The organism is Streptomyces nigra (assembly GCF_003074055.1).
Classification (GTDB): Bacteria; Actinomycetota; Actinomycetes; order Streptomycetales; family Streptomycetaceae; genus Streptomyces; species Streptomyces nigra.
The window spans coordinates 2980957-3001548 of sequence record NZ_CP029043.1 but is presented as its reverse complement, the minus strand read 5'-3'; the positions used below and the strand labels follow the sequence as shown (position 1 = coordinate 3001548).

Below are 20592 nucleotides of genomic sequence, written 5' to 3'. Positions count from 1 at the left end.
GAACTGTCAGACCGCTCGGGGCCCGATCAGGGTTCGCCATGTGTCGGCAAAATCACGTCCGGCACGGCCGCACGGCATGCCGGGCGACACCGCCCGGCACACCACGTCCTGTGTCAGACCAACGAGAGCCCGGCACAGTTGCGTTCCCGGCCGGAAACCGTGGCTACTTCGCGCACTGCACCTGGTCCGCGGTGGACTTCTCCACGTCCGGCGCCTTGGCCGGAGCCGTCAGGGGGACCCCCGCCCCCTTGAAGTCCTTGCCCAGCGTCAGCGTCATCGTGGGCAGGCCCTGGGAGTTCTCCACGCTCTCGCCGGGCTTCATCGCCGACCCGGAGAGCCCCATGATGGCGGCGAGCCGGCGGGCCTGGTCGGCCTGGTCCGGCGCGTACTCCAGCGTCGTCTTCTTCAGCTCCGCCGGGGCGTTGCCCGCGTTCTCCGACTTGGTCACGTTCTCCTCGGTCTGCAGCCAGGAGAGCGTCTCCTGGGCGCTGCCCGCGGGGGCACCGCCGTTGAAGATGCGGACCCGGACCTCGGAGGCGTCGGCCTTGGAGCCCTTGAGCCGGGCCGCCACCGCGGACGCCTCCTTCTTCTGCTGCTGCTTGATGTCGGAGAAGGAGACGTCGTTCTGGATCGCCTGGAAGACCTCCGGCGCCTTCGTCGGGTTCAGGACGACGGTCACCTTGACCTTCTCGGCCGGGTTGTCGATGACCGGGACCGTCGTGAACGTCAGGTTCTTGACGTTGAGCTTGCCCAGCTCCAGACCGAGGTCCTTCAGCTTGTCGATGCTGTCGAGCTGCGAGTCGACGGTGAGCGCCTTGGTGCCCGCCTCGGCCAGCTTGAACATCTTCGTCGGGCTCGTGAGCGTGTCGTTCGACTTCAGCTGGCGCATCAGCGCGCTCAGGAACTGCTGCTGGAGCCCGATCCGGCTCAGGTCGCCGCCGAGGCCGACGGAGTGCCGGGTGCGGACGAAGGCCAGCGCCTGCTCGCCCTCGATGATGTGCTTGCCCTTCGGCAGATCCAGGTGCGAGTCCGGGTCGTCGATGTCCTTGGCCAGGCACACCTCGACACCGCCCACGGCCGACGTCAGCGTCTTCACCGCGTTGAAGTCGGCCACCATGAAGTTGTCCGGCTTGATCCCGGTCAGCTCCGTCACCGTGCGCATCGTGCAGCTGGGCGTACGGCCCGACTGGCCGAGGCTCTTGTTGAAGCGGGCGCCGGTCTCGCCCTTGATGACCTTCTGGCTGCCGTCCTCCTGCTCCGTGGGGCAGTCGGGGATGTCGACGATCAGGTCGCGCGGGATGCTCAGCGCGGTCGCGTTCGAGCGGTCCTTGGAGACGTGCAGCAGGATCGTGGTGTCGGCATGGCCGGCGCTGCCGGAGTCGCCGTACTTGTCGTTGCCCGCCCCGGTGCGCTTGTCCGTGCCGATCAGCAGGATGTTGATGGCCTTGTCCTTGCTGAAGCCACCGGTGGACGCGCCGTCGTCGGAGACGGACTGGATGTTGTCGTTGAGGTGCTCGAGATAGAGGTAGGCCCCGGCCGCGGCGGCGACCACCACGAACGCCATCACGCCACCGGTCCACAGCACGGCCTTCTTGGCCCGGCTCTTCTTCTTCACCGGCCGCCGCGAACGGCGTCCCGGCGGCGGCTCCTCCGGTTCGCCCCGGCGCCTGCGCTGGACCGGGACCTCACGGCCCGGCGCCGGGCGCGGCTCGGGCGCGGCCGCGCGGTCACGGACGGCACCCCCCGGCCGCCCGCCGCCGGGGCCCGCGGGCCCTCCGGCGCGCGAGGCAGGCCTGCGCGGCCCCGGGACCGGTGATTGCGGTCCGGAAGGGGTCAGTCGCAGTTCGTATTCACCGGTGTTCGGATTGAGCACCCACTGGTCTGCGGGGTCGATGTCGTCCGCCCGCCCACGGCCTTGCGCGTCCACGGTTGTCTGAATCCTCCGTCGGGGCCACGCGGCGCCTACCCCTCCAAGGCGCTCGGGTCTCTCGGTCAAGCAGTGCGCAAGCCTAAGTACGGCAGGGTGCACCGGATCGCTCACACTATCCGCCCAGTTCAGCGTCGAGCGAGAACGGTGACAAATTCCACGTCCCTACAACTGGGCAATTCCGCCCAATCCCCTGGACAGGCCGCCTTGACTTGGGAAGCGCTTTACTCGCAGGAGTTCTCGGCGGCCGTGTTGCCGCGGAACGTGGGGGCCGGGGAAGCGTGTCCGGCGGGTTCGTCCGGGCGCCCCGGAACGGCTTTCGCGTCGCCGTCCGCGGAACTCCCATGGGCGGATTCGCCCCGGGAAGCCGGGGATTTCCCGCGTGAATCCGCGACCGCCACCGGCAGATCGAGACGCAGCCGCTCGAAGAGGCGCTGCGCCTCGGGTTCCACCAGCTGGTCACGATTGGCGTTGTAGACGTAGGACTCGCGCGGGACGGTGAGGAATTGCACGCGTTCGGTGGGGATGTCACGCACGCTGCGCACGAGATCGTACAAACCGCGCAAACTGGCCAGTGCCGGGTCGGTGGTGAGGGAGGACGTCGCCGCGTCCAGCACCGGATAGAGCCGCACCGGGTTCAGCAGGACGTCGTTGCCGCGCACCTTGTGGACCAGCGCGGCGAGGAAGCGCTGCTGACGCTCCATGCGGTCGGTGTCGCTGCCGTCGCCGAGGGACTTGCGGGCGCGGACGTAGCCGAGGGCCTGCTCGCCGTCGAGCGTCACCTTCCCGGCAGGGAGGCGGAGCTTGGCCGCCTTGTCGCGGATCGGCTTCGTCAGGCAGATCTCCACGCCGTCGACGGCGTCCACCATCTCCTTGAAGCCGTGGAAGTCCACGACCATGTGGTGGTCCACCCGGATGTTGGTCATCCGTTCCACCGTGCGGATCGTGCAGGCCGAACCGCCCACCTGGAAGGCGTAGTTGAACATCGCGAACATGGGCCGGCTGCGCCCGCCCTCCGTCCGCCGGCAGCCGGGGACGTCGACCATCAGGTCCCGGGGTATCGACACGGCGGTCGCGCTGCGGTGGTCGGCGGACAGATGCAGCAGGATCGTGGTGTCGGACCGCTCGGTGCCCGAGTCGCGGCCGTAGCGCCGGTTGCCGTCGCCGGCCCGTGAGTCCGAACCGATGACGAGGATGTTCTGCGCCCCCCGCACGGCCGCGCTCGGCCGCTCCTTCTCGTACCGGGCGAGTTCGGCGGCGGCGGCCTCGTCCGGGGTGATGTTCCCGTCGAGCTTCGCGTACACCAGCCATCCGGTACCGGCGGCGGCCAGGAGCAGCACTCCGGCCCCGACGGCCCCGCGCCGCACCCACGTCCTCCTGGCCGACGCCCCCCGGCGCGAGCCTGCGGTCTCGGTCACGGCTGGGTCCACCCCTCATGACATGGCGCGTGCGGTGTGGGCTGCTCCTACGACCATGGCGCCGATGACGTCCGGGGGGCGGATGGTGCTGCGCCGAACGGGTGACGGGAGGGGGTGACTCCGCCGGGCTTTCAGGTGGCGGGGGCCGCTTGTGGCGGGGCCGCTGGTGATGGGGCTTTGAGTGGCTGGGCCCCTGGTGTCGGGGCCGTTGGGGGCCGACCCCGGCTCAGCGGGCGGTGGTGGTCACCCGTTCCGCCTCGATCCGCCGGGCCAGCGCCTCCTCGTCCAGCGATGCGGCGTTGCGGCAGAGCACGACCGAGCCGCCTGTCGCCAGCGCCGCGTACAGCCCGGCGTCGAGACCCTCCCAGGTGTCGTACGGCAGCGTCGACAGGATGCGCGAGCCCGGTCCGGTCAGCCCCAGGCCCGGTGCCTCGGCGCGGGCCCGCTCCACCACCTCGGCGGCGCTGAACTCCCGCCCGGCCACGATCAGCGCCGGCTCGTCGGGGTCCACCGGCGCGAACGGCGCGAAGCGGTCGCCCTGGCTCGGCACCTCCACCGCGTAGTCGGCGAAGCCCTCCGGGGGCTGCGGGAAACGGCCGCCGAGCGGCCGCAGCGCCAGCGCCACCCGCTCGCCCCGGCAGGCCCGCGCCGTCTCCAGCGTGTCCGGGCCGCTGACCACCACGTCGGCCGCCGCCGGGTCCCCGCCCACGTCCGCGATCGCGCCCACCGACGAACAGGCCAGCAGCCACACGGCGGTCTGCCAGTGCGCGGGCAGCAGCAGCGTGACCCGGTCGCCCGGGCCGGCGTTCAGATGGCCCTGGAGCAGGTTCGCCGTCTTGGACACCCAATTGGCGAAGGTGGCCACGGACAATTCGACGCGCTCCCCGGTGGCGTCGTCGTAGAAGGTCACCAGGGGACGTCCGGGATCCGCGGCGAGCGCGGAACGCAGCAGGTCGGCAGGGGTGCGGTCGGTGGCGTTCACCCGCGCAAGCCTACGCGGGCGCCCCGGCCCGCACCCCCACCGGCACCAACGCCCGGCCACCGGTTCGGGCGAACCCCCGCAGACGCCCCGTCAAGTCCTCGATGGACAGGTTTGTATGACTATGTTCAACATCAGGGGTATGCGTGGATTCCTTGCTTCCTCGATCGGTGTCACGTGCGCGGCCGCTCTCGCTCTCCCGCTCACCCCACCCGCCGTGGCCGCGACCGCGAGACCGGCGCCCGGTGCGGAAGCGGCCACGAGCGCGGCCCTGTCGGCCGGCCCGTCGGCGCGCCGGGAGAGCACCGCCGGCAGCACCCAGTCCCTGCCCCTCGTCCCCCTCACCCGTGACCGTGCCGTGGACGGCCCCGCCGCACAGGGGCTGTCCCGCCGGACCGTACGTCCCTTCTCCCTCGTCGGCGTCGTCTGGGACGACCCGGCCGCCGAACTCCACGGCCGGGTGCAGATCCGCACCCGGGAGGTGGCCACCGGCGTCTGGTCCGACTGGCAGGACGTGGAGACCCACAACGCCGACCACGCGGCCGACCCGGACACCGAGGAGGGTGCCGACGGGCGGCTGCGCGGCGCGACGGCCCCTCTCTGGGTCGGAGCGTCGAACGGCGTCGAACTACGGGTCGTCCCGGAGGGCGCGGAACCCGTCCCGGAGGGCACCGGAACCGCCCCCCAGGGCACCCAACCCGCCCCGACCGGCGCCGACCCCGCCCCGGACAAGACCCCGGCCGACGGCACCGCAACCCCGGCCGACGGCACGCCGGCCGCCGCCCCCGCAGCCGCCGCCCCCCTGCCCACCGGCCTGCGCCTCGAACTCGTCGACCCCGGCGAGGCCGCCCCCCAGGACGACACGCTCGGCGCGGCCCGGCCCGGGGCCTTGCAGCCGGAGACCGCCGACGCCGTCGCCGGCTCCACCGTCAACGCCGACGTCGCCGCCCTGAGCGCCGCCGAGATCCCCGCCCTCGGCCGGGCAGAGACCGAACGGGAGCTGCTGACCCTGCGCGGCAGCGAACTGACGGCGGCCCAGAAGGCGAAGCCGTACATCGGGCCGCGACCGCGCATCGTCACCCGGCGCGGCTGGGGCGCGAACGAGCGCTGGCGGGAGAGCCGGTTCGTCTACACGAGCAAGGTGAAGGCGGCCTTCGTCCACCACACGGCGACCGGCAGCAAGTACACCTGCGCGCAGGCCCCTTCCGTCATCCGCGGTATCTACCGCTACCACGTCGTGAGCATGGGCTGGCGCGACATCGGCTACAACTTCCTCGTCGACAAGTGCGGAAACATCTACGAGGGCCGGGCCGGGGGCGTCGCGAAGGCCGTCCTGGGCGCCCACACCCGTGGTTTCAACACGAACAGCATGGGGATCGCCGTCCTCGGCAGCTACGGCTCCACCAAGCCGTCCAAGTCCGCCCTGAAGGCCGTCGCCCGCCTCACCGCCTGGAAGCTCGGTCTCTACGGCGCCAATCCGCGCGGAAAGACATATCTGACGTCCGGCGGTGGCAATCTCTACCGAAAGGGAAAGAACGTACGACTGAATGTGATCTCCGGTCACCGGGACGGCTTCTCCACGGAGTGCCCGGGGCTCCAGCTCTACCGCAAGCTCGGCTCGGCCCGTTCGACGGCCGCCCGCTACCAGGGCCGCTGACCACGGGAGGAGCCGACGGGCAAGGACGTCCAGGGAACCCGTTCGGACCGGTAGGTGTCTGACAGGGGGCCCTGGACGTCGTCCGGTCGAAGGGGGACTCATGGGGGGCCATGGGGTCGCATTCACCGCCGTCGGGGGACGAGGGGCGGGACACGAGCCACCGCACTGCCGTCGAGGGCACCGCACAACGGTCTGCATACACTGGCCGGCCGAAATCCAGTTCGGGCCGGTCCCGGCAGGAAGCAGAGACGACAGGTGACAGAAGCGATCCTCCTGGTCGGCGGCAAGGGCACTCGGTTGCGTCCGCTCACCGTGCACACGCCGAAGCCCATGGTCCCGGCGGCCGGGGTCCCGTTCCTCACGCACCAGCTGGCGAGAGCGAGAGCGGCGGGCGTCGACCACATCGTGCTGGCGACGTCCTATCTGGCGGAGGTCTTCGAACCGTACTTCGGCGACGGCTCCGCGCTCGGACTGCACTTGGAGTACGTGACGGAGGAGGAGCCCCTCGGCACCGGCGGCGCGATCCGCAACGTCGCCTCCCGGCTGCGCTCCGCGCCCGACGACCCGGTCCTGATCTTCAACGGCGACATCCTCACGGGCCTGGACATCGCCGCCCTGGTCCGCACCCACGAGACCAGCGGCGCCGACGTCTCCCTGCATCTGACGAAGGTCACCGACCCGCGGGCGTACGGCCTCGTCCCCACCGACGACACCGGCCGGGTCACGGCGTTCCTGGAGAAGCCGCAGACCCCCGAGGAGATCGTCACCGACCAGATCAACGCGGGCGCCTACGTGTTCCGCCGCTCGGTCATCGACACCATCCCGGCGGGCCGCCCCGTCTCCGTGGAGCGCGAGACCTTCCCCGAACTGCTGTCGGCCGGCGCCCATCTGCAGGGCATGGTCGACTCCACCTACTGGCTCGATCTGGGCACGCCCGCGGCCTTCGTACGCGGCTCCGCCGACCTCGTCCTCGGCCGCGCCCCGTCGCCCGCGGTGCCCGGACGCTGCGGCGACCGGCTCGTCCTGCCCACGGCCACGGTGGCCGCCGACGCCAAGCTGACCGGCGGCACGGTGGTGGGCGAGGGCGCGTTCGTCGCCGAGGGCGCGCGTGTCTTCGGCAGCACGATCCTGCCGGGCGCCGTCATCGAGCCCGGCGCGGTCATCACCGACTCGCTCATCGGCACCCGCGCCCGGGTGGGCGAGCGCTCGGTCCTCACCGGCACGGTCATCGGGGACGGCGCGGTGGTCGGCGCGGACAACGAACTGCGCGAGGGCGCGCGGATCTGGTGCGACGCCCGTATCCCGGCGGGCGCGGTGCGCTTCTCACCGGACCTGTAACCGGCGCCGGGTGACGGTGGGCCCGGCCCGCCGTCACCAGCGGCCGATGTCCACCCGGGGCATCTTCGGCGCCCGCCGCTTGGGCACGCGCCCGCTCAGCAGGATCAGCCGGGCCGCCCGGTGCCGCTGCCCCGCGTACGGCTCCAGCAGCTCCAGCATCACGGCGTCGTCCGCGTCCCGGTCCCCGGCCAGCGCGAACCCCACGATGCCCGGCAGATGCACGTCCCCCACGGTGACCGAGTCCGCCGCGCCGTGACTGCGCTGCACGACCTCGGCCGACGTCCAGGGCCCGATCCCCGGCACCAGCTCCAGCCGGGCCTGCGCCTCGGCCGGGGCCATCCGGACCGCCTCCTCCATGCGCGCGGCGACCCGCACGGCCCGCAGGACCGCCGACGCCCGCTTGTTGTCCACGCCGGCCCGGTGCCACTCCCAGGACGGGATCAGCGCCCAGGTCCGCGGGTGGGGCATCACACACATCCGCTCGGGCGCGGGCCCGGGCGCCGGCTCGCCGTACGCGCGCACCAGCAGCCGCCAGGCCCGGTACGCCTCGTCCGTCGTGACCTTCTGCTCCAGGATCGACGGGATCAGCGACTCCATCACCAGACCGGTGCGGGTCAGCCGCAGTCCCGGCCGCCGGTGCCGGGCCTCCGCGACCACCCGGTGCCGGGGCACGAAGACGGACGGGTCGTCGGCGGCGCCGAGCATCTCCGGCAACTGCTCCAGCAGCCACTCGGCGCCCGGTCCCCAGGCCTCGCCGCGCACCTCGGCGCCGCGCGCGACGACCCGCAGCGTGCCGGGCCCGGCCGGGGTCAGCGCGGTCCGCCACACCGAACCGTCCGGCGTCGCGCGGAACGTCGGATCGCCCGGCCCCCGACGCAGCGGCCCCAGGACCAGCCCGAGATCGAGCGGCCCGTCCGGTACCCAGGTCCGCACCCGTCCCGGCGCCGTCGCCTGGCGCGGCACGCCTGCGGGCACGGCGACCTGCCCGCCGCGCACGGTCGTACGCGTGGGCCGCTGGGGGAATCGTCCTGCCACGGTGTCCTCGGGGTGGGGGAGGGGCGTGCGCCTTGAAGGAGGCGCCCTACGAGCGTAGGCGCTTCGCGCGCTGCGTCAGCGCACCTCGACGAAGGCCGCCGCCTCCCGCTCGGGCCGGGGCCGGGGCTCCCGCGCCGGATGCCCGACCGCCACGGCCCCCATCGGGTCCCAGTCGTCCGGCAGTCCGAGCACCTCGCGCACGACGTCCCGGCAGAACATCGTGGACGACACCCAGGCCGAGCCGAGCCGCTCACCGGCCAGGGCGACCAGGAAGTTCTGCACGCCGGCGCCGGTCGCGACGACGAACATCTCCCGCTCGGCGGCGTCCCGCCGCGCGTCGCCGTAGGTGTGCGCCCCGTCCATGACGAGACACGGCACCACCAGATACGGGGCGTGGCGCAGCACATCGCCGCGCCGCACCCGCTTGGCGATGGACTCCTCGCTCTTGCCGTCCCGGCGCAGATCGGCGATCCACGCCTCCTTCATGGCGTCGAGCAGCCGGGTGCGCGCCCCGGACGACTCCAGCAGCACGAACCGCCACGGCGTCGTGTGGTGCGGGGCAGGGGCGGTGACGGCCGCCGCGACCGCGCGGCGCACGGCCCCCGGGTCGACCGGCTCGTCCGTGAACGCCCGCACGGTCCTGCGCTGGGTGACGGCCTCCCGGACGGCCTCCGAGGTGCCGAGCCGGAACATGTCGTCCCGCGCCTCGCGCACCAGGGGCCGCGCGCCCGCCCCGTCGTCCTCGGTCACGGTGTGCGCGAGGCCGCGCACCACGGCGACGGGCAGTCCCTCGGCCTTGCCCTTCACGAGGTCGCCGGCGGCGGCGAGTTCGTCCGCGGTCGCCACGACGGTCGCGCTCAGCGGGTTGCCGTGGGCGTCCCGGCCGCCGCGCAGATCGTCGAGCACCCGGACACCGGCGGCGCCGATCGCGACGTCGGTGAGCCCGGTCCGCCAGGGCCGCCCGAAGGTGTCGGTGACGAGGACGCCGACGTCGACGCCGAGCGTGGCGCGCAGTCCCTCGCGGATCGCGCGCGCGGACGCGTCCGCGTCCTCGGGCAGCAGCAGCACGGTCCCGGGGCGGGTGTTGGAGGCGTCGACCCCGGCCGCGGCCATGACGAGCCCCTGGCGGTTCTCCACGATGCGCAGGGGGCCGCGGCGCGCCACGACCCGCACGGTCTCCGCGTCGATCGCGGCCTCCCGGTCGGCGGCCTCGACGATCCGGCCCTCGGCCTTGGACACGATCTTCGAGGTGACCAGCAGGACGTCCCCGTCGACGAGCCCGGGCTCTGCGGCGGCGATCAGCTTGGCGAGGTCGTCGCCCGGCCGGACCTCGGGCAGTCCCGGCACGGCCCAGACGCGGTACCCCTCGGCGGACGGCCCGCTCACGCGCCCCGCACCTCCTCCGCGAGCGCCAGCGCCTCGCGGGCCATCTGCGCGGCCGCGTCCGGGTCGGTCATCATCAGCGGGACGGCCCGGCAGCGGATCCCGGCCGCCTCCACCCGGTCCACGGCCTCGGCGTCCACGGTGTCGACGAGCCAGCCGTCCAGCAGCCCCGAGCCGTAGTGCTCGGCGACCGCCGCGGCCGTCGACTCCACGCCGACCGCCGCGAGCACCTTGTCGGCCATCCCGCGCACGGGCGCGCCGCCGACGATGGGGGAGAGGCCCACGACCGGCACGCCCGCGTCGGCGATGGCCTCGCGGATGCCGGGCACGGCCAGGATCGTGCCGACCGAGACGACCGGGTTGGACGGCGGGAACAGGACGACGTCCGCCTGCGCGATCGCCTCCAGGACGCCCGGCGCGGGCTTCGACTGCTCGGCGCCGACCGGGACGATCGCCTCGGCGGGCACCGAGGCGCGCAGCCGCACCCAGTACTCCTGGAAGTGGACGGCCTTGCGCTCGCCGTCGATCTCGACGGCCACATGCGTCTCGACGCGGTCGTCGGTCATGGGGATCAGCCGCACCCCGGGCTGCCAGCGGTCGCACAGCGCCTGCGTCACCGCGCTGAGCGGGTACCCGGCGCCGATCATCTGCGTCCGCACGATGTGCGTGGCGAAGTCCCGGTCGCCGAGGCCGAACCACTCCGGGCCCACTCCGTAGGCGGCGAGCTCCTCCTTCAGATGGAAGGTCTCGTCGGCCCGGCCCCAGCCCTGCTCCTCGTTGATGCCGCCGCCGAGCGTGTACATCACCGTGTCGAGGTCCGGGCAGACCTTCAGCCCGAAGAGGTGGATGTCGTCCCCGGTGTTGCCGATGACCGTGATGTCCGCGTCCGGCGCGGCCCGCTTCAGACCACGCAGGAACCGGGCACCGCCGATGCCGCCTGCCAGAACCACAATGCGCATGGCCCAAGTCTGGCAGGCGGGTACGACAACGCGTCAGGCGGACACCGGGCGCGCCTCGCAGGCCGCGGGCGCCGGGGCGGCGCGGAGCTGGGTGCGGGGGACCATCGGCATCTCGGTGAGGCCCGGGTAGTAGACGTGCAGGCTGACCGCGGGCTCCAGCGCGTCGTTGACCACGTCGTGGGTGTAGCCGGGCGCGAAGACCCGCTCGTCGCCGGGGCGCAGGACGTGCGTACCGCGCTCGGTGTGCTCGGTCAGGGTGCCGTCCAGCACCGTCAGCACGCCGGAGGACGGGCCGTGGTCGTGCGGGCCGCTGCCCTGTCCGGGCACCCAGGACAGCAGCCACACCTCGTAGCCGGGTCCGGTGCGCAGCCGGTGGTACCAGCGGGTCGTCGCGTCGTACTGGACCAGGTGCTCCCACTGCGACCGGTCGGCGGCGAGGGAGCGGGCCAGGCCGACGAACTCCGCCACTGTGGACGGGTGCTCGCGCGGGGCCTGGAGGAGGTGCGGGACTTCGAGGATGTCGCCGGCGATCTGGAGGTCGCTGTCGCTGTTCATGGGGTGCGGTGGTTCCTCAGTGAAGAAGGTCAGAGGGAACGGCAGCCGCGCCGGGTACGGCGCGGCCTTCAGCCGGAGCGGAAGAGGCTCAACAGCTGGGACAGCAACAGCTACAGAACGCGCGGGCGGCACCGAGGGACCCGGCGGTGCGGGTCGAGGTGAGTGCCGGATTCGCGAGCATGCCCACAAGGACAGCGGTTCATACGTATGCCTGTCAACTCGACGCCCGGTGATGTGGCACAGCTTTCACCCCATCCGGTTCATCTGTCTGGCGAAAGGTTTGTGCACGGGGTTGCCGGGACACATGGCGCACATCCGGGCGCACGGGCGTCGTTGTGATCCTGTGATCGGACTGTGATCCGGTTCGCATCCGCGCGCGTGTGCAACGAGATCGAACGACTGGGCGTCTTGTTCCGTACAGGCCTTGCGCGGGAGTGCGCTCCCGTTCGGGCCCTGTCCGGTTGTCAAGGTTTAGGACGATTTGAACACTTTCCGCTAGGCCTTGGTTCCGCAGAGTGAATAAGGGGCCCAATAGCAGATCTCGGCTTGACTCGCCCGGAGCAGCACACTTGTAATTTCACTCGTGTCGTTCAGCCGAAATCGGTAACGGCTACATCACGGGGACGCGAAAGACGGACGAGGGGCGCACATGACCGAGCTGGTGCAGCAACTGCTGGTCGACGACGCGGACGAGGAGCTCGGCTGGCAGGAGCGCGCGCTGTGCGCCCAGACCGACCCCGAGTCCTTCTTCCCCGAGAAGGGCGGCTCGACCCGGGAGGCCAAGAAGGTCTGCCTCGCCTGCGAGGTCCGCTCCGAGTGCCTCGAGTACGCCCTCGCCAACGACGAGCGGTTCGGCATCTGGGGCGGCCTGTCCGAGCGCGAGCGGCGCCGGCTGAAGAAGGCCGCCGTCTGACGGACCGCCGACGGCCCGGCCGCCACCGCCCGCCGCGGGACCGCGCGGCGGGGCGCGCGAGGGCGAATCCGTCCGTACCTCCGCATCTCCCAACGTCTCGAACAGATCTCGAACGGCCCGTCGCGGGTGGGTTGTCCACAGGCGGCGGGCCGCCGTGATGCCCAGCCAGTAGTGTGGGCGCTCGTCCGAGACGTCCCGCTGTCCCCCGGGGACACAGGCGTCCACCGCAGTCCATCGAACCGGGGCCTGTACCTCGATGTCCGTGCACAGCCACACGGCAGCGCAGCACGACGCCGCTGCCACACCTGAGTTCCCGCGTCATGTGGTGACCGCGGTCCTCGTCTCCCACGACGGCGCCCGCTGGCTGCCCGACGCGCTCGCCGGGCTGCTGAGCCAGGAGCGCCCGGTGCAGTCCGCCGTCGCGGCGGACACCGGCAGCGCCGACCAGTCCGCGCAGCTGCTCACCGACGCCCTCGGCGACGACCGCGTCCTGCACCTCGCCCGGCGCACCGGCTTCGGCCAGGCCGTCGAGGAGGCCAACCGCACGGCTCCCGTCCTCACCCCGGACGAGCTCACCTATCTCAAGCGCCCGAGCGGCTGGGACCCCGTCACCCGCACCTGGCGCGACGACGCCTACGACCTGCCCGAACTCCCCCACGGGGAGCCGGTGCAGTGGCTGTGGCTCCTGCACGACGACAGCGCCCCCGAGCCCGACGCCCTCGCCCAGCTGCTCCGCGTCGTGGAGACCGAACACGAGCTGGGCCGCGGCGACGACATCGCCGTGGTCGGCCCCAAGCTGCGCGGCTGGTACGACCGCCGCGCGCTCCTGGAGGTCGGCGTCACCATCGCCAACTCCGGCCGCCGCTGGACCGGTCTGGACCGCCGCGAGCAGGACCAGGGGCAGCACGACCATGTGCGCCCGGTCCTGTCCGTCTCCACCGCCGGCATGCTGGTCCGCCGCGACGTCTTCGAGGAGCTCGGCGGCTTCGACCGGCATCTGCCCCTGATGCGTGACGACGTCGACCTGTGCTGGCGCGCCACCGCCGCCGGCCACCGCGTCCTCATCGCCCCCGAGGCTGTCGTCCGGCACGCCGAGGCCGCCTCGCGCGAGCGCCGCGCCGTCGACTGCGTCGGCCGCACCGCCGCCTCCCCGCACAAGGTCGACAAGGCCGGCGCCGTCTACACCCTGCTCGTCAACACCCGCAGCGCCGTGCTGCCCTGGGTGCTGCTGCGCGTCGTCGTCGGCACCGTCCTGCGCACCCTCGCCTACCTCGTCGGCAAGGTCCCCGGCCAGGCCCTCGACGAGATCCGCGGTCTCATGGGCACCCTGCTGCGCCCCGAGCGGATCATCGCCGGCCGCCGCCGGCGCGGGGCCCCCGTCATCGACAAGGCCGAGCTGCGCGCCCTGTTCCCGCCGCCCGGTGCCACCGTGCGCGCCACCGTCGAGCAGGCCGCGAGCAGCCTCGTCGGCCGCTCCGACCCCGAAGTGGCCTCCGGCGCGGGCCGGCACGGCAGCGCGATCGAGTCCGGGCCCGGCGGCGACGACGCCGACTTCCTCGAGATCGAGCAGTTCGCGCGCCTCAAGCGCATCGCCCGCAAGCCGGCCCCGGTGCTCTTCCTCGTCCTGCTGCTCGTCTCGCTGATCGCCTGCCGGGAGCTCCTCGGCGGCGGCGCCCTCGCGGGCGGCGCGCTGCTGCCCGCCCCGGCCGACGTCGGCGAGCTGTGGTCGCACTATGTGGACGCCTGGCATCCCGTCGGCGCCGGCGGCACCGCGTCCGCGCCGCCGTACCTCGCGATCGTCGCGACCCTCGCCTCCCTGCTGCTCGGCTCCACGGGGCTCGCCGTCACCGTGCTGCTCGTCGGCTCGGTGCCGCTGGCCGGGCTCAGCGCGTACTTCGCGTCCCGCCCGCTCGTCGAGTCCCGTCTGCTGCGCGCGTGGGCGGCCGTCGTCTACGCCTTCCTGCCCGCCGCCACCGGAGCCCTCGCCGGCGGCCGGATCGGCACCGCCGTCCTCGCCGTGCTGCTGCCGCTGATCGCACGCGCCGGCATCGCGGCCAGCGGCCTGGCGAACGCCTCCGGCACCCGCGGCAGCTGGCGCGCCACCTGGGCCTACGTCCTGCTGCTGACCGTCACCACCGCCTTCACGCCGATCGTGTGGCCGATCGCGCTGGTCCTCGGCGTCGCCCTGCTGGCGTTGCGGCGCACCGACATCACCGCGTACGGCCTGCGTTTCCTCGCGCAGCTCGGCGTCCCCCTGCTGGTGCTCGCCCCCTGGTCGCTGACGCTGCTGCCGTTCGGCTTCTTCCAGGAGGCCGGCCTCGACTACGGCGCCTCGGCCGCGTCCGCCCTCGACCTGCTCAACGCCAGCCCCGGCGGCCCCGGCACCGTCGACGGACTCATGCTCGTCGGCATCGTCCTGGCCGCGCTGGCCGCCCTGCTGCGCTCCGAGCGGCAGCTGGGCATCAGGACGGCATGGGCGGCCGCCCTGCTGGGCCTCGTCTTCGCGGTCCTGTCCAACCGCTCGGCCTGGGCCGGGCCAGCGACCCTCGTCTACGGCCTCGCGCTGCTGGCCGCCGCCCTGCTCGGCGCCGACGGGGCACGCGCCCGCGTGGCCGAGCAGAGCTTCGGCTGGCGTCAGCCGGTCGCCGCGCTGGTCGCCTTCGCCGCCGCGGCGGGCCCGTTCCTGCTCGCCGCCGGCTGGATGATCCGCGGCGCCGACGGTCCCGTGGAGCGCCGCGACCCCGTGCAGGTGCCCGCGTTCGTCGCCGAGGAGAGCCGCACCAGCGACCAGGCCCGCACCCTCGTCCTCGACAGCGACTCCCCGGCCCGCGTCGGCTATGTGCTGGTCCGCGGCTCCGGCGCCCGCCTGGGCGACGCCGAACTCGCCCTGGCCGACGGCGAGAACACCCGGCTGGACAAGATCGTCGCGAACCTCGTGGCCGGCTCCGGCGCCGACCAGGCCGACCAGCTCGGCTCGTTCGCGGTCCGCTACGTCCTCGTCCGCAAGGGCGCCCCGCGCGAGGTCGCGCGCGTGCTGGACGCCACACCCGGTCTGTCGCGGCTCAGCGAGCAGAAGGGCAGCGCGCTGTGGCGGATCGACCGGGAGGTGTCCCGCGCGGCGATCGTCGCCGAATCCGGTGCCGCGTCCGCCGCTCCGCAGCCCGTCGCCGCAGGACCCGTGGACATCCACACCACGATCGGGTCCGGCGCGGACGGCCGCGTCCTGCGGCTCGCCGACACCGCCGACGACGGCTGGACGGCCACCCTGGACGGCACGCCGCTCACCCCGACGACGGTCGACGGCTGGGCGCAGGGCTTCGAACTCCCCGCCTCCGGCGGCCGGCTGGACGTCACCTACGACGACCCCTTCACCCACACCGTCTGGCTCTGGGCACAGGGCTTCCTCGCCGTCGTCCTCGTCGTCATGGCCCTCCCGGGCCGCCGCCGCGACATCGACGACGACCTGCCCGAGGAGCAGCCCGTCCCCGCCGAGGCCATGGCCGGCGAGGGCCGGCGGGCCCGCCGGCTGCGCGCCCAGGCGGAGGCCGAGGCCGAGGCGGCCGGTCAGGGCACGGACGCCCCGGAGACACACGCCCCCGAGGACGACGGCTTCCCCCCGCCCCCACAGCCCCCGGCCGCCCCGGCGGACATCCCGCAGCAGGGCTCCTACGGCGAGTGGGACACCCCCGGCTACCAGAGCCCCGAGTACGGCGGCTACCAGGGCGAGCAGTACCAGGACGCCCAGCAGTACACGGGCGGTGGCTATGACCAGACGTACCAGGCCGACCCGTACCAGGGCGGCCGGTACGACCCGTACGCCTACGGCGGGCAGGACCAGACCGGGGCCTACGACGCCTCCTACGACCAGACCTACCAGCAGGGCTACGACCCCGCGTACGACCCGGCGCGGCAGGACCCGCACGGCAGCGGACGTTCCGACGGGAGCCAGCAGTGAACCGCACGACCCTGTCCCTGATCGCCGGTGCCACCGCCCTCGCCGCCGTGACCGGGTTCGCGGCCGTCGCCTCCCCGGACACGTCCGCGCCGGACGCCACGGCCACGGCCGCCGAACTGCCGGTGGAGCGCACGAGTTTGACCTGCCCGACGCCGAGCGTCTCGGACCTGGCGGAGACGACGTACACCTCGTTCACACCCGTCACCAAGGGCACCGGCGGCGACGGCAAGGCCGAACTGCGCCCGGCCGTCACCGAGTCGACGGACGAGAAGGACGGCAAGGCCGGCAAGGACGAGAAGAACGGCAAGGGCGACAAGGAAGCCAAGGCCTTCCTGACGGCCAAGGAGCCCGGCAAGCCCCTCGCCGAGGACGTCTCCGGATCGGACTCGCCGGCGCTCGTCGGCACCGCCGACGGGAAGTTCGCCCCCGGCTGGACCGTGCAGCAGACCACCGAGGTCGCCGCGGGCACCGGCCGCGGTCTGCTCGGCGCCGCCTGCACCGCGCCGGACACCGACTTCTGGTTCCCCGGCGCCAGCACGGCCGCCGACCGCACGGACTATGTGCACCTGGTGAACCCGGACGACTCGGCCGCCGTCGTCGACATCGAGCTGTACGGCAGGGACGGCGCCCTGGAGACCCCCACCGGCGAGGGGATCACGGTCGCGCCGCACTCCGACGACCCGGTCCTGCTGTCCACGCTGACCACCGAGAAGCTGGACAACGTCACCGTGCACGTCAGCGTGCGCAGCGGCCGGGTCGGCGCCTCGGTGCAGGCGCTGGACGACAAGCTCGGCGGTGACTGGCTGGGCGCGTCCGTCGACCCGGCGGGAAGCCTCGTGATACCCGGCATCCCGAAGGACGCCACGGCGGTGCGGCTCATCGCGTTCGCACCGGGTGAAGCCGACGCGGACCTGAAGGTGCGCCTCGCCTCGCCCTCCGGCCAGATCACCCCGGCCGGGAACGAGACGCTGCACCTGAAGGCGGGCATGACCGGCGCCGTCGACCTCGGCGACGTCATGCGCGGCGAACCAGGCTCACTGGTGCTGACCCCGACGGGCCGCTCCGTGCCCGTGGTCGCGGCCGTGCGCGTGGTGCGCGGCAAGGGCGCCGGACAGGAGACGGCGTTCATACCGGCGACCCGGCCGGTCGGCACCCGGGCGACCGTCGTGGACAACCGCGCGAAGGGCACGACGCTGTCGCTGACGGCGCCGTTCGGCGCGGCGGAGGTCAAGGTCACCGCGTCCGGGGGCAGCGGGGGCGGCACCCCGGCCACGAAGTCGTTCACGATCAAGGCCGGTACGACCCAGCAGGTCCAGGCGCCGGTGCCGAGCGGTCTGAAGGGCACGTACGCGCTGACGGTGGAGTCGGTGTCGGGCGGCGAGGTCCACGGCGCCCGGACGATCACGGACGGGCAGGACGGCGTCTCCGCCTTCACGGTGCAGACCCTGCCCGACGACCGCGGGACGGTGGCCGTGCCGAAGGCCGACCAGGACCTCTCGGTGCTGCAGCGGTAGCGGGCGGCCCCGGCCGCGGAGGTCAGTCCTCGCCGTAGCGGGGGTCCACCGTCTCCGGGGTCAGCCCCAGCACCTCGGCCACCTGTTCCACGACCACCTCGTGCACCAGGGCCGCGCGCTCGTCGCGGCCCTTGGTGCGGATCTCCACCGGCCTGCGGTAGACGACCACCCGGGCCGGCCGTCCGTCGCGGGCGGCGATGGTGCCGCCGAGCGGGACCGCCTCGTCGTTCCAGGTGCCGTCCAGGCGCGGCACCTCCAGGACGAGGAAATCGATGTCGGCGAGCTGCGGCCAGCGGCGTTCCAGGCGCTCCACGGAGTCCTGGACCAGGTCGGCGAAGGCGTCGGCGCGGCTGGCGGCCAGGGGGACCTGCGGCGGTGCGATCGGGCCGCGCATGCCCCGTCCGTGGCGATCACGGCGGCGGGGCCCGGGGCCGACGGCACGGGGCGGTACGGGGGTGTCCATCACTGACGAAGCGTAGTCCCCGTGGCCGCCGCCCGCCGGATCTCCGTGCGCCGGTCGGGGCGGTGTGCGCCGGGCCGTACCGCATGTCGCCAGATGACCATTCCAGCCAAGCTTGGGCTCGTTTCCGTATCTCTCCGAGACCGCCGACGTCGTGGTAATTGACGGGGTTTGTGGTGAGAGGTGACCACTTCCGGTCGGAGCCGGTTTCCGGGGCCGTCTCGTCCTCGCAGGTCACAGAGGTGGGGTGAAAGGGGCGTGTGGGGTGTTTCACACCACGACACGGTGGGGTGACCTGGGGGAGAGTCGTCGCGGCCCGCTCAAGAGTGCGGTACCGTCCAACGTCGTGAGCCCTGTACGTCGCTGTTCGCGCACCGCTTGCGGCCGTCCCGCCGTAGCGACGCTGACGTACGTCTACGCCGACTCGACCGCGGTCCTCGGCCCGCTCGCCACCTACGCCGAACCCCACTGCTACGACCTGTGCGCCGAGCACTCCGAGCGCCTCACCGCCCCGCGCGGGTGGGAGGTCGTACGGCTGCTGGACGGCTCCGCTCCGGCCCGCCCCAGCGGGGACGACCTGGAAGCGCTTGCCAACGCCGTGCGTGAGGCGGCCCGTCCGCAGGAGCGTGCCGCCCAGGCCGGCGGTGGCGGCGGACGGGGGGCCGACCCGATGGAGGTCGCGCGCCGGGGGCACCTGCGCGTCCTGCGGTCGCCCGACAACTGACGTCCGACTCCCCGGACGCCTTCCTTCCGCCTTTTCGTGATCTCCTCACGGCAAGTGCTGCACGCCCATTGACGCCAGCTTGTCGCGGACACGACCATTCCTAGGCCGGAACGAGAAATCGCTTTCCGTATGGCGGAATCCGGGGAGGCGTCGTGTACGTGCAGGAACTGGAGCCCGTCGGAGGCTCCCTCGGTCTGTCCGCCCTGGTGGCGGCACTGCCCCTCGTGATCGTCCTGGTCCTGCTGGGCGCGGTCCGTATGAAGGCGCATCTGGCCGGGCTCACGGGCCTCCTGGCAGCCGTTCTGGTCGCCTGGCTCGCCTACGGCATGCCGCTCGACCAGACGCTCTCCAGCGCCGCCCAGGGAGCCGTCTTCGGCCTCTTCCCCATCCTGTGGATCGTCGTCAACGCCCTGTGGGTGTACCGGATGACGGTCCGCACCCGGCACTTCGACATCCTGCGGCGGTCGTTCGGGCGTCTCTCCGACGACCCCCGCATCCAGGCGCTCGTCGTCGCCTTCTGCTTCGGCGCCCTGCTGGAGGCCCTCGCCGGATTCGGCGCCCCCGTCGCCATCTGCTCGGTCATGCTCGTGGCGCTCGGCTTCGACCCGGTGCGGGCGGCGGTCGTCGCGCTCGTCGCCAACACCGCGCCCGTCGCCTTCGGTGCCATGGGCACCCCCGTCGTCACCCTCGCCCAGGTCACCGGGCTTCCGCTGGACGACGTCGCCTCCGTGGTGGGCCGTCAGACACCGCTGCTGGCCCTCGTCGTGCCGCTCGTGCTGGTCGGCCTGGTGGACGGCCGGCGCGGTCTGCGCGAGACCTGGGTGCCCGCCCTGGTGTGCGGAGTAGCCTTCGCCGTCGCCCAGTTCGCCGCCTCCAACTACGTCTCCGCCCAACTCGCCGACATCGGCGCCGCGCTGGCGGGCGCCGGCGCCCTGGTCGCCGTACCGCACGCGCGCGTGCCCGCCACGGAGGCCGTACGCGCGTCCGTGCTGACCGGGACGCGCAGCGAGGAACTGGACGAGCACGACCCGCGCGGCGAGGTCGTCCGGGCCTACGCCCCCTACGCGCTGATCGTCGTGATCTTCTCCGTCGCCCAGATCCCGCCGGTCAAGGACTTCCTGGCCCGGGCCACCCGGACCTTCGACTGGCCCTTCCTGGACGTCGCCGACGCCGGCGGCGACCCGGTCGGCGCCAACGTCTACAGCTGGCCGATCGTCTCCACCGGCGGCACACTCGTGCTGCTCGCCGGGGTGTGCACGGCCGTCGTGCTCGGCGTGCACGCGCGCGTGGCCGTCAAGGAGTGGCTGGCGACCGTCCACGAGCTGCGGTACGCCATCCTGACCGTCACCTCGGTGCTGGCCCTCGCCTACGTCATGAACCTCTCCGGGCAGGCCGCCACCATCGGCCACTTCGTCGCCGCGGCCGGCGCCGGACTCGCCTTCCTCTCGCCGGTGCTGGGCTGGTTCGGCGTCGCAGTCTCGGGCTCCGACACCTCCGCCAACGCCCTGTTCGGCGCCCTGCAGGTCACCGCCGCCGGACAGTCGGGGCTGTCGCCGGAACTGCTGGCCGCCGCGAACAGCTCGGGCGGTGTGCTCGGCAAGATGATCTCGCCGCAGAACCTCACCATCGCGTGCGCGACCGTAGGGCTCGCGGGCCGCGAGGGCGACCTGCTGCGCAAGGTCCTGCCGTGGAGCCTGGGGCTCCTGCTGGTCATGTGTCTGATCGTGGTCGGCCAGAGTTCACCCGTGCTCGGCTGGATGCTGCCCTGACCCTTT

At 73.1% G+C, this 20592-nt stretch carries 15 protein-coding genes; 7 read left to right on the top strand and 8 right to left on the bottom strand.

Features of this window, described 5'->3' with window-relative positions; translation table 11 throughout:
* Nucleotides 1-163: 163 nt before the first annotated feature.
* The 3 genes from DC008_RS13705 to DC008_RS13695 all read right to left on the bottom strand — a co-directional run bounded on the left by DC008_RS13705 (nucleotide 164) and on the right by DC008_RS13695 (nucleotide 4327).
* Nucleotides 164-1927: an LCP family protein gene (locus DC008_RS13705; RefSeq protein ID WP_108707221.1), complete on the bottom strand. Its 1764-nt coding sequence runs from the start codon at nucleotides 1925-1927 to the stop codon at nucleotides 164-166.
* 224 nt (nucleotides 1928-2151) lie between these two features.
* On the bottom strand, nucleotides 2152-3345 hold the full coding sequence (locus tag DC008_RS13700) for an LCP family protein (protein WP_425276540.1): 1194 nt from the start codon (nucleotides 3343-3345) through the stop codon (nucleotides 2152-2154).
* A gap of 226 nt (nucleotides 3346-3571) precedes the next feature.
* Nucleotides 3572-4327: a TIGR03089 family protein gene (locus tag DC008_RS13695; RefSeq protein ID WP_108707219.1), complete on the bottom strand. Its 756-nt coding sequence runs from the start codon at nucleotides 4325-4327 to the stop codon at nucleotides 3572-3574.
* A 139-nt stretch (nucleotides 4328-4466) separates the two neighbouring features.
* On the opposite strand from DC008_RS13695, the gene DC008_RS13690 reads away from it, so the two are divergent.
* Nucleotides 4467-5981: an N-acetylmuramoyl-L-alanine amidase gene (locus DC008_RS13690; protein WP_108710682.1), complete on the top strand. Its 1515-nt coding sequence runs from the start codon at nucleotides 4467-4469 to the stop codon at nucleotides 5979-5981.
* A gap of 255 nt (nucleotides 5982-6236) precedes the next feature.
* Nucleotides 6237-7319, top strand: a complete 1083-nt coding sequence (gene manB / locus DC008_RS13685) for a mannose-1-phosphate guanylyltransferase (RefSeq protein ID WP_108707218.1) — start codon at nucleotides 6237-6239, stop codon at nucleotides 7317-7319.
* Between the two features lie 33 nt (nucleotides 7320-7352).
* On the opposite strand, the gene DC008_RS13680 is transcribed toward manB, so the two are convergent.
* The 4 genes from DC008_RS13680 to DC008_RS13665 all read right to left on the bottom strand — a co-directional run bounded on the left by DC008_RS13680 (nucleotide 7353) and on the right by DC008_RS13665 (nucleotide 11251).
* Nucleotides 7353-8354, bottom strand: coding sequence for a DNA-3-methyladenine glycosylase family protein (locus DC008_RS13680; protein ID WP_108707217.1), 1002 nt, complete (start codon nucleotides 8352-8354; stop codon nucleotides 7353-7355).
* A gap of 75 nt (nucleotides 8355-8429) precedes the next feature.
* Nucleotides 8430-9740 (bottom strand): coenzyme F420-0:L-glutamate ligase, encoded by a 1311-nt coding sequence (locus tag DC008_RS13675; protein WP_108707216.1) that lies wholly within the window; start codon nucleotides 9738-9740, stop codon nucleotides 8430-8432.
* Nucleotides 9737-10696, bottom strand: coding sequence for a 2-phospho-L-lactate transferase (gene cofD, locus DC008_RS13670; protein WP_108707215.1), 960 nt, complete (start codon nucleotides 10694-10696; stop codon nucleotides 9737-9739). Before cofD ends, DC008_RS13675 begins: the two co-directional genes overlap by 4 nt.
* Before the next feature lie 33 nt (nucleotides 10697-10729).
* Nucleotides 10730-11251, bottom strand: a complete 522-nt coding sequence (locus tag DC008_RS13665; protein WP_108707214.1) for a cysteine dioxygenase — start codon at nucleotides 11249-11251, stop codon at nucleotides 10730-10732.
* A 649-nt stretch (nucleotides 11252-11900) separates the two neighbouring features.
* Between DC008_RS13665 and DC008_RS13655 the strand changes: the two genes are divergently transcribed.
* From DC008_RS13655 to DC008_RS13645, 3 genes are all read left to right on the top strand, one after another.
* Entirely contained in the window at nucleotides 11901-12164 is a 264-nt protein-coding gene (locus tag DC008_RS13655; RefSeq protein ID WP_003975777.1) for a WhiB family transcriptional regulator, read from the top strand.
* A 256-nt stretch (nucleotides 12165-12420) separates the two neighbouring features.
* Nucleotides 12421-16119 (top strand): glycosyltransferase, encoded by a 3699-nt coding sequence (locus tag DC008_RS13650; RefSeq protein WP_108707213.1) that lies wholly within the window; start codon nucleotides 12421-12423, stop codon nucleotides 16117-16119.
* Nucleotides 16116-17633, top strand: coding sequence for a DUF5719 family protein (locus DC008_RS13645; RefSeq protein ID WP_108707212.1), 1518 nt, complete (start codon nucleotides 16116-16118; stop codon nucleotides 17631-17633). Before DC008_RS13650 ends, DC008_RS13645 begins: the two co-directional genes overlap by 4 nt.
* A gap of 22 nt (nucleotides 17634-17655) precedes the next feature.
* On the opposite strand, the gene DC008_RS13640 is transcribed toward DC008_RS13645, so the two are convergent.
* Nucleotides 17656-18096 carry a metallopeptidase family protein gene (locus DC008_RS13640; protein WP_108707211.1) on the bottom strand — a complete coding sequence of 147 codons (441 nt, stop codon included), beginning with the start codon at nucleotides 18094-18096 and terminating at the stop codon, nucleotides 17656-17658.
* A gap of 343 nt (nucleotides 18097-18439) precedes the next feature.
* Here DC008_RS13640 and DC008_RS13635 point away from each other — a divergent pair, with 343 nt between their 5' ends.
* Complete coding sequence (locus DC008_RS13635) at nucleotides 18440-18817, top strand: DUF3499 domain-containing protein (protein WP_030053098.1); 378 nt, start codon at nucleotides 18440-18442, stop codon at nucleotides 18815-18817.
* A gap of 152 nt (nucleotides 18818-18969) precedes the next feature.
* Nucleotides 18970-20586 carry an L-lactate permease gene (locus tag DC008_RS13630; protein WP_108707210.1) on the top strand — a complete coding sequence of 539 codons (1617 nt, stop codon included), beginning with the start codon at nucleotides 18970-18972 and terminating at the stop codon, nucleotides 20584-20586.
* Nucleotides 20587-20592 lie beyond the last annotated feature (6 nt).

Bases quoted from the DNA above. Each gene is read 5' to 3' on its own strand.
- DC008_RS13690 (WP_108710682.1), top strand. From the start codon at position 4,467: ATGCGTGGATTCCTTGCTTCCTCGATCGGTGTCACGTGCGCGGCCGCT.
- cofD (WP_108707215.1), bottom strand. From the start codon at position 10,696: ATGCGCATTGTGGTTCTGGCAGGCGGCATCGGCGGTGCCCGGTTCCTG.
- DC008_RS13650 (WP_108707213.1), top strand. From the start codon at position 12,421: ATGTCCGTGCACAGCCACACGGCAGCGCAGCACGACGCCGCTGCCACA.
- DC008_RS13665 (WP_108707214.1), bottom strand. From the start codon at position 11,251: ATGAACAGCGACAGCGACCTCCAGATCGCCGGCGACATCCTCGAAGTC.
- DC008_RS13640 (WP_108707211.1), bottom strand. From the start codon at position 18,096: ATGGACACCCCCGTACCGCCCCGTGCCGTCGGCCCCGGGCCCCGCCGC.
- DC008_RS13655 (WP_003975777.1), top strand. From the start codon at position 11,901: ATGACCGAGCTGGTGCAGCAACTGCTGGTCGACGACGCGGACGAGGAG.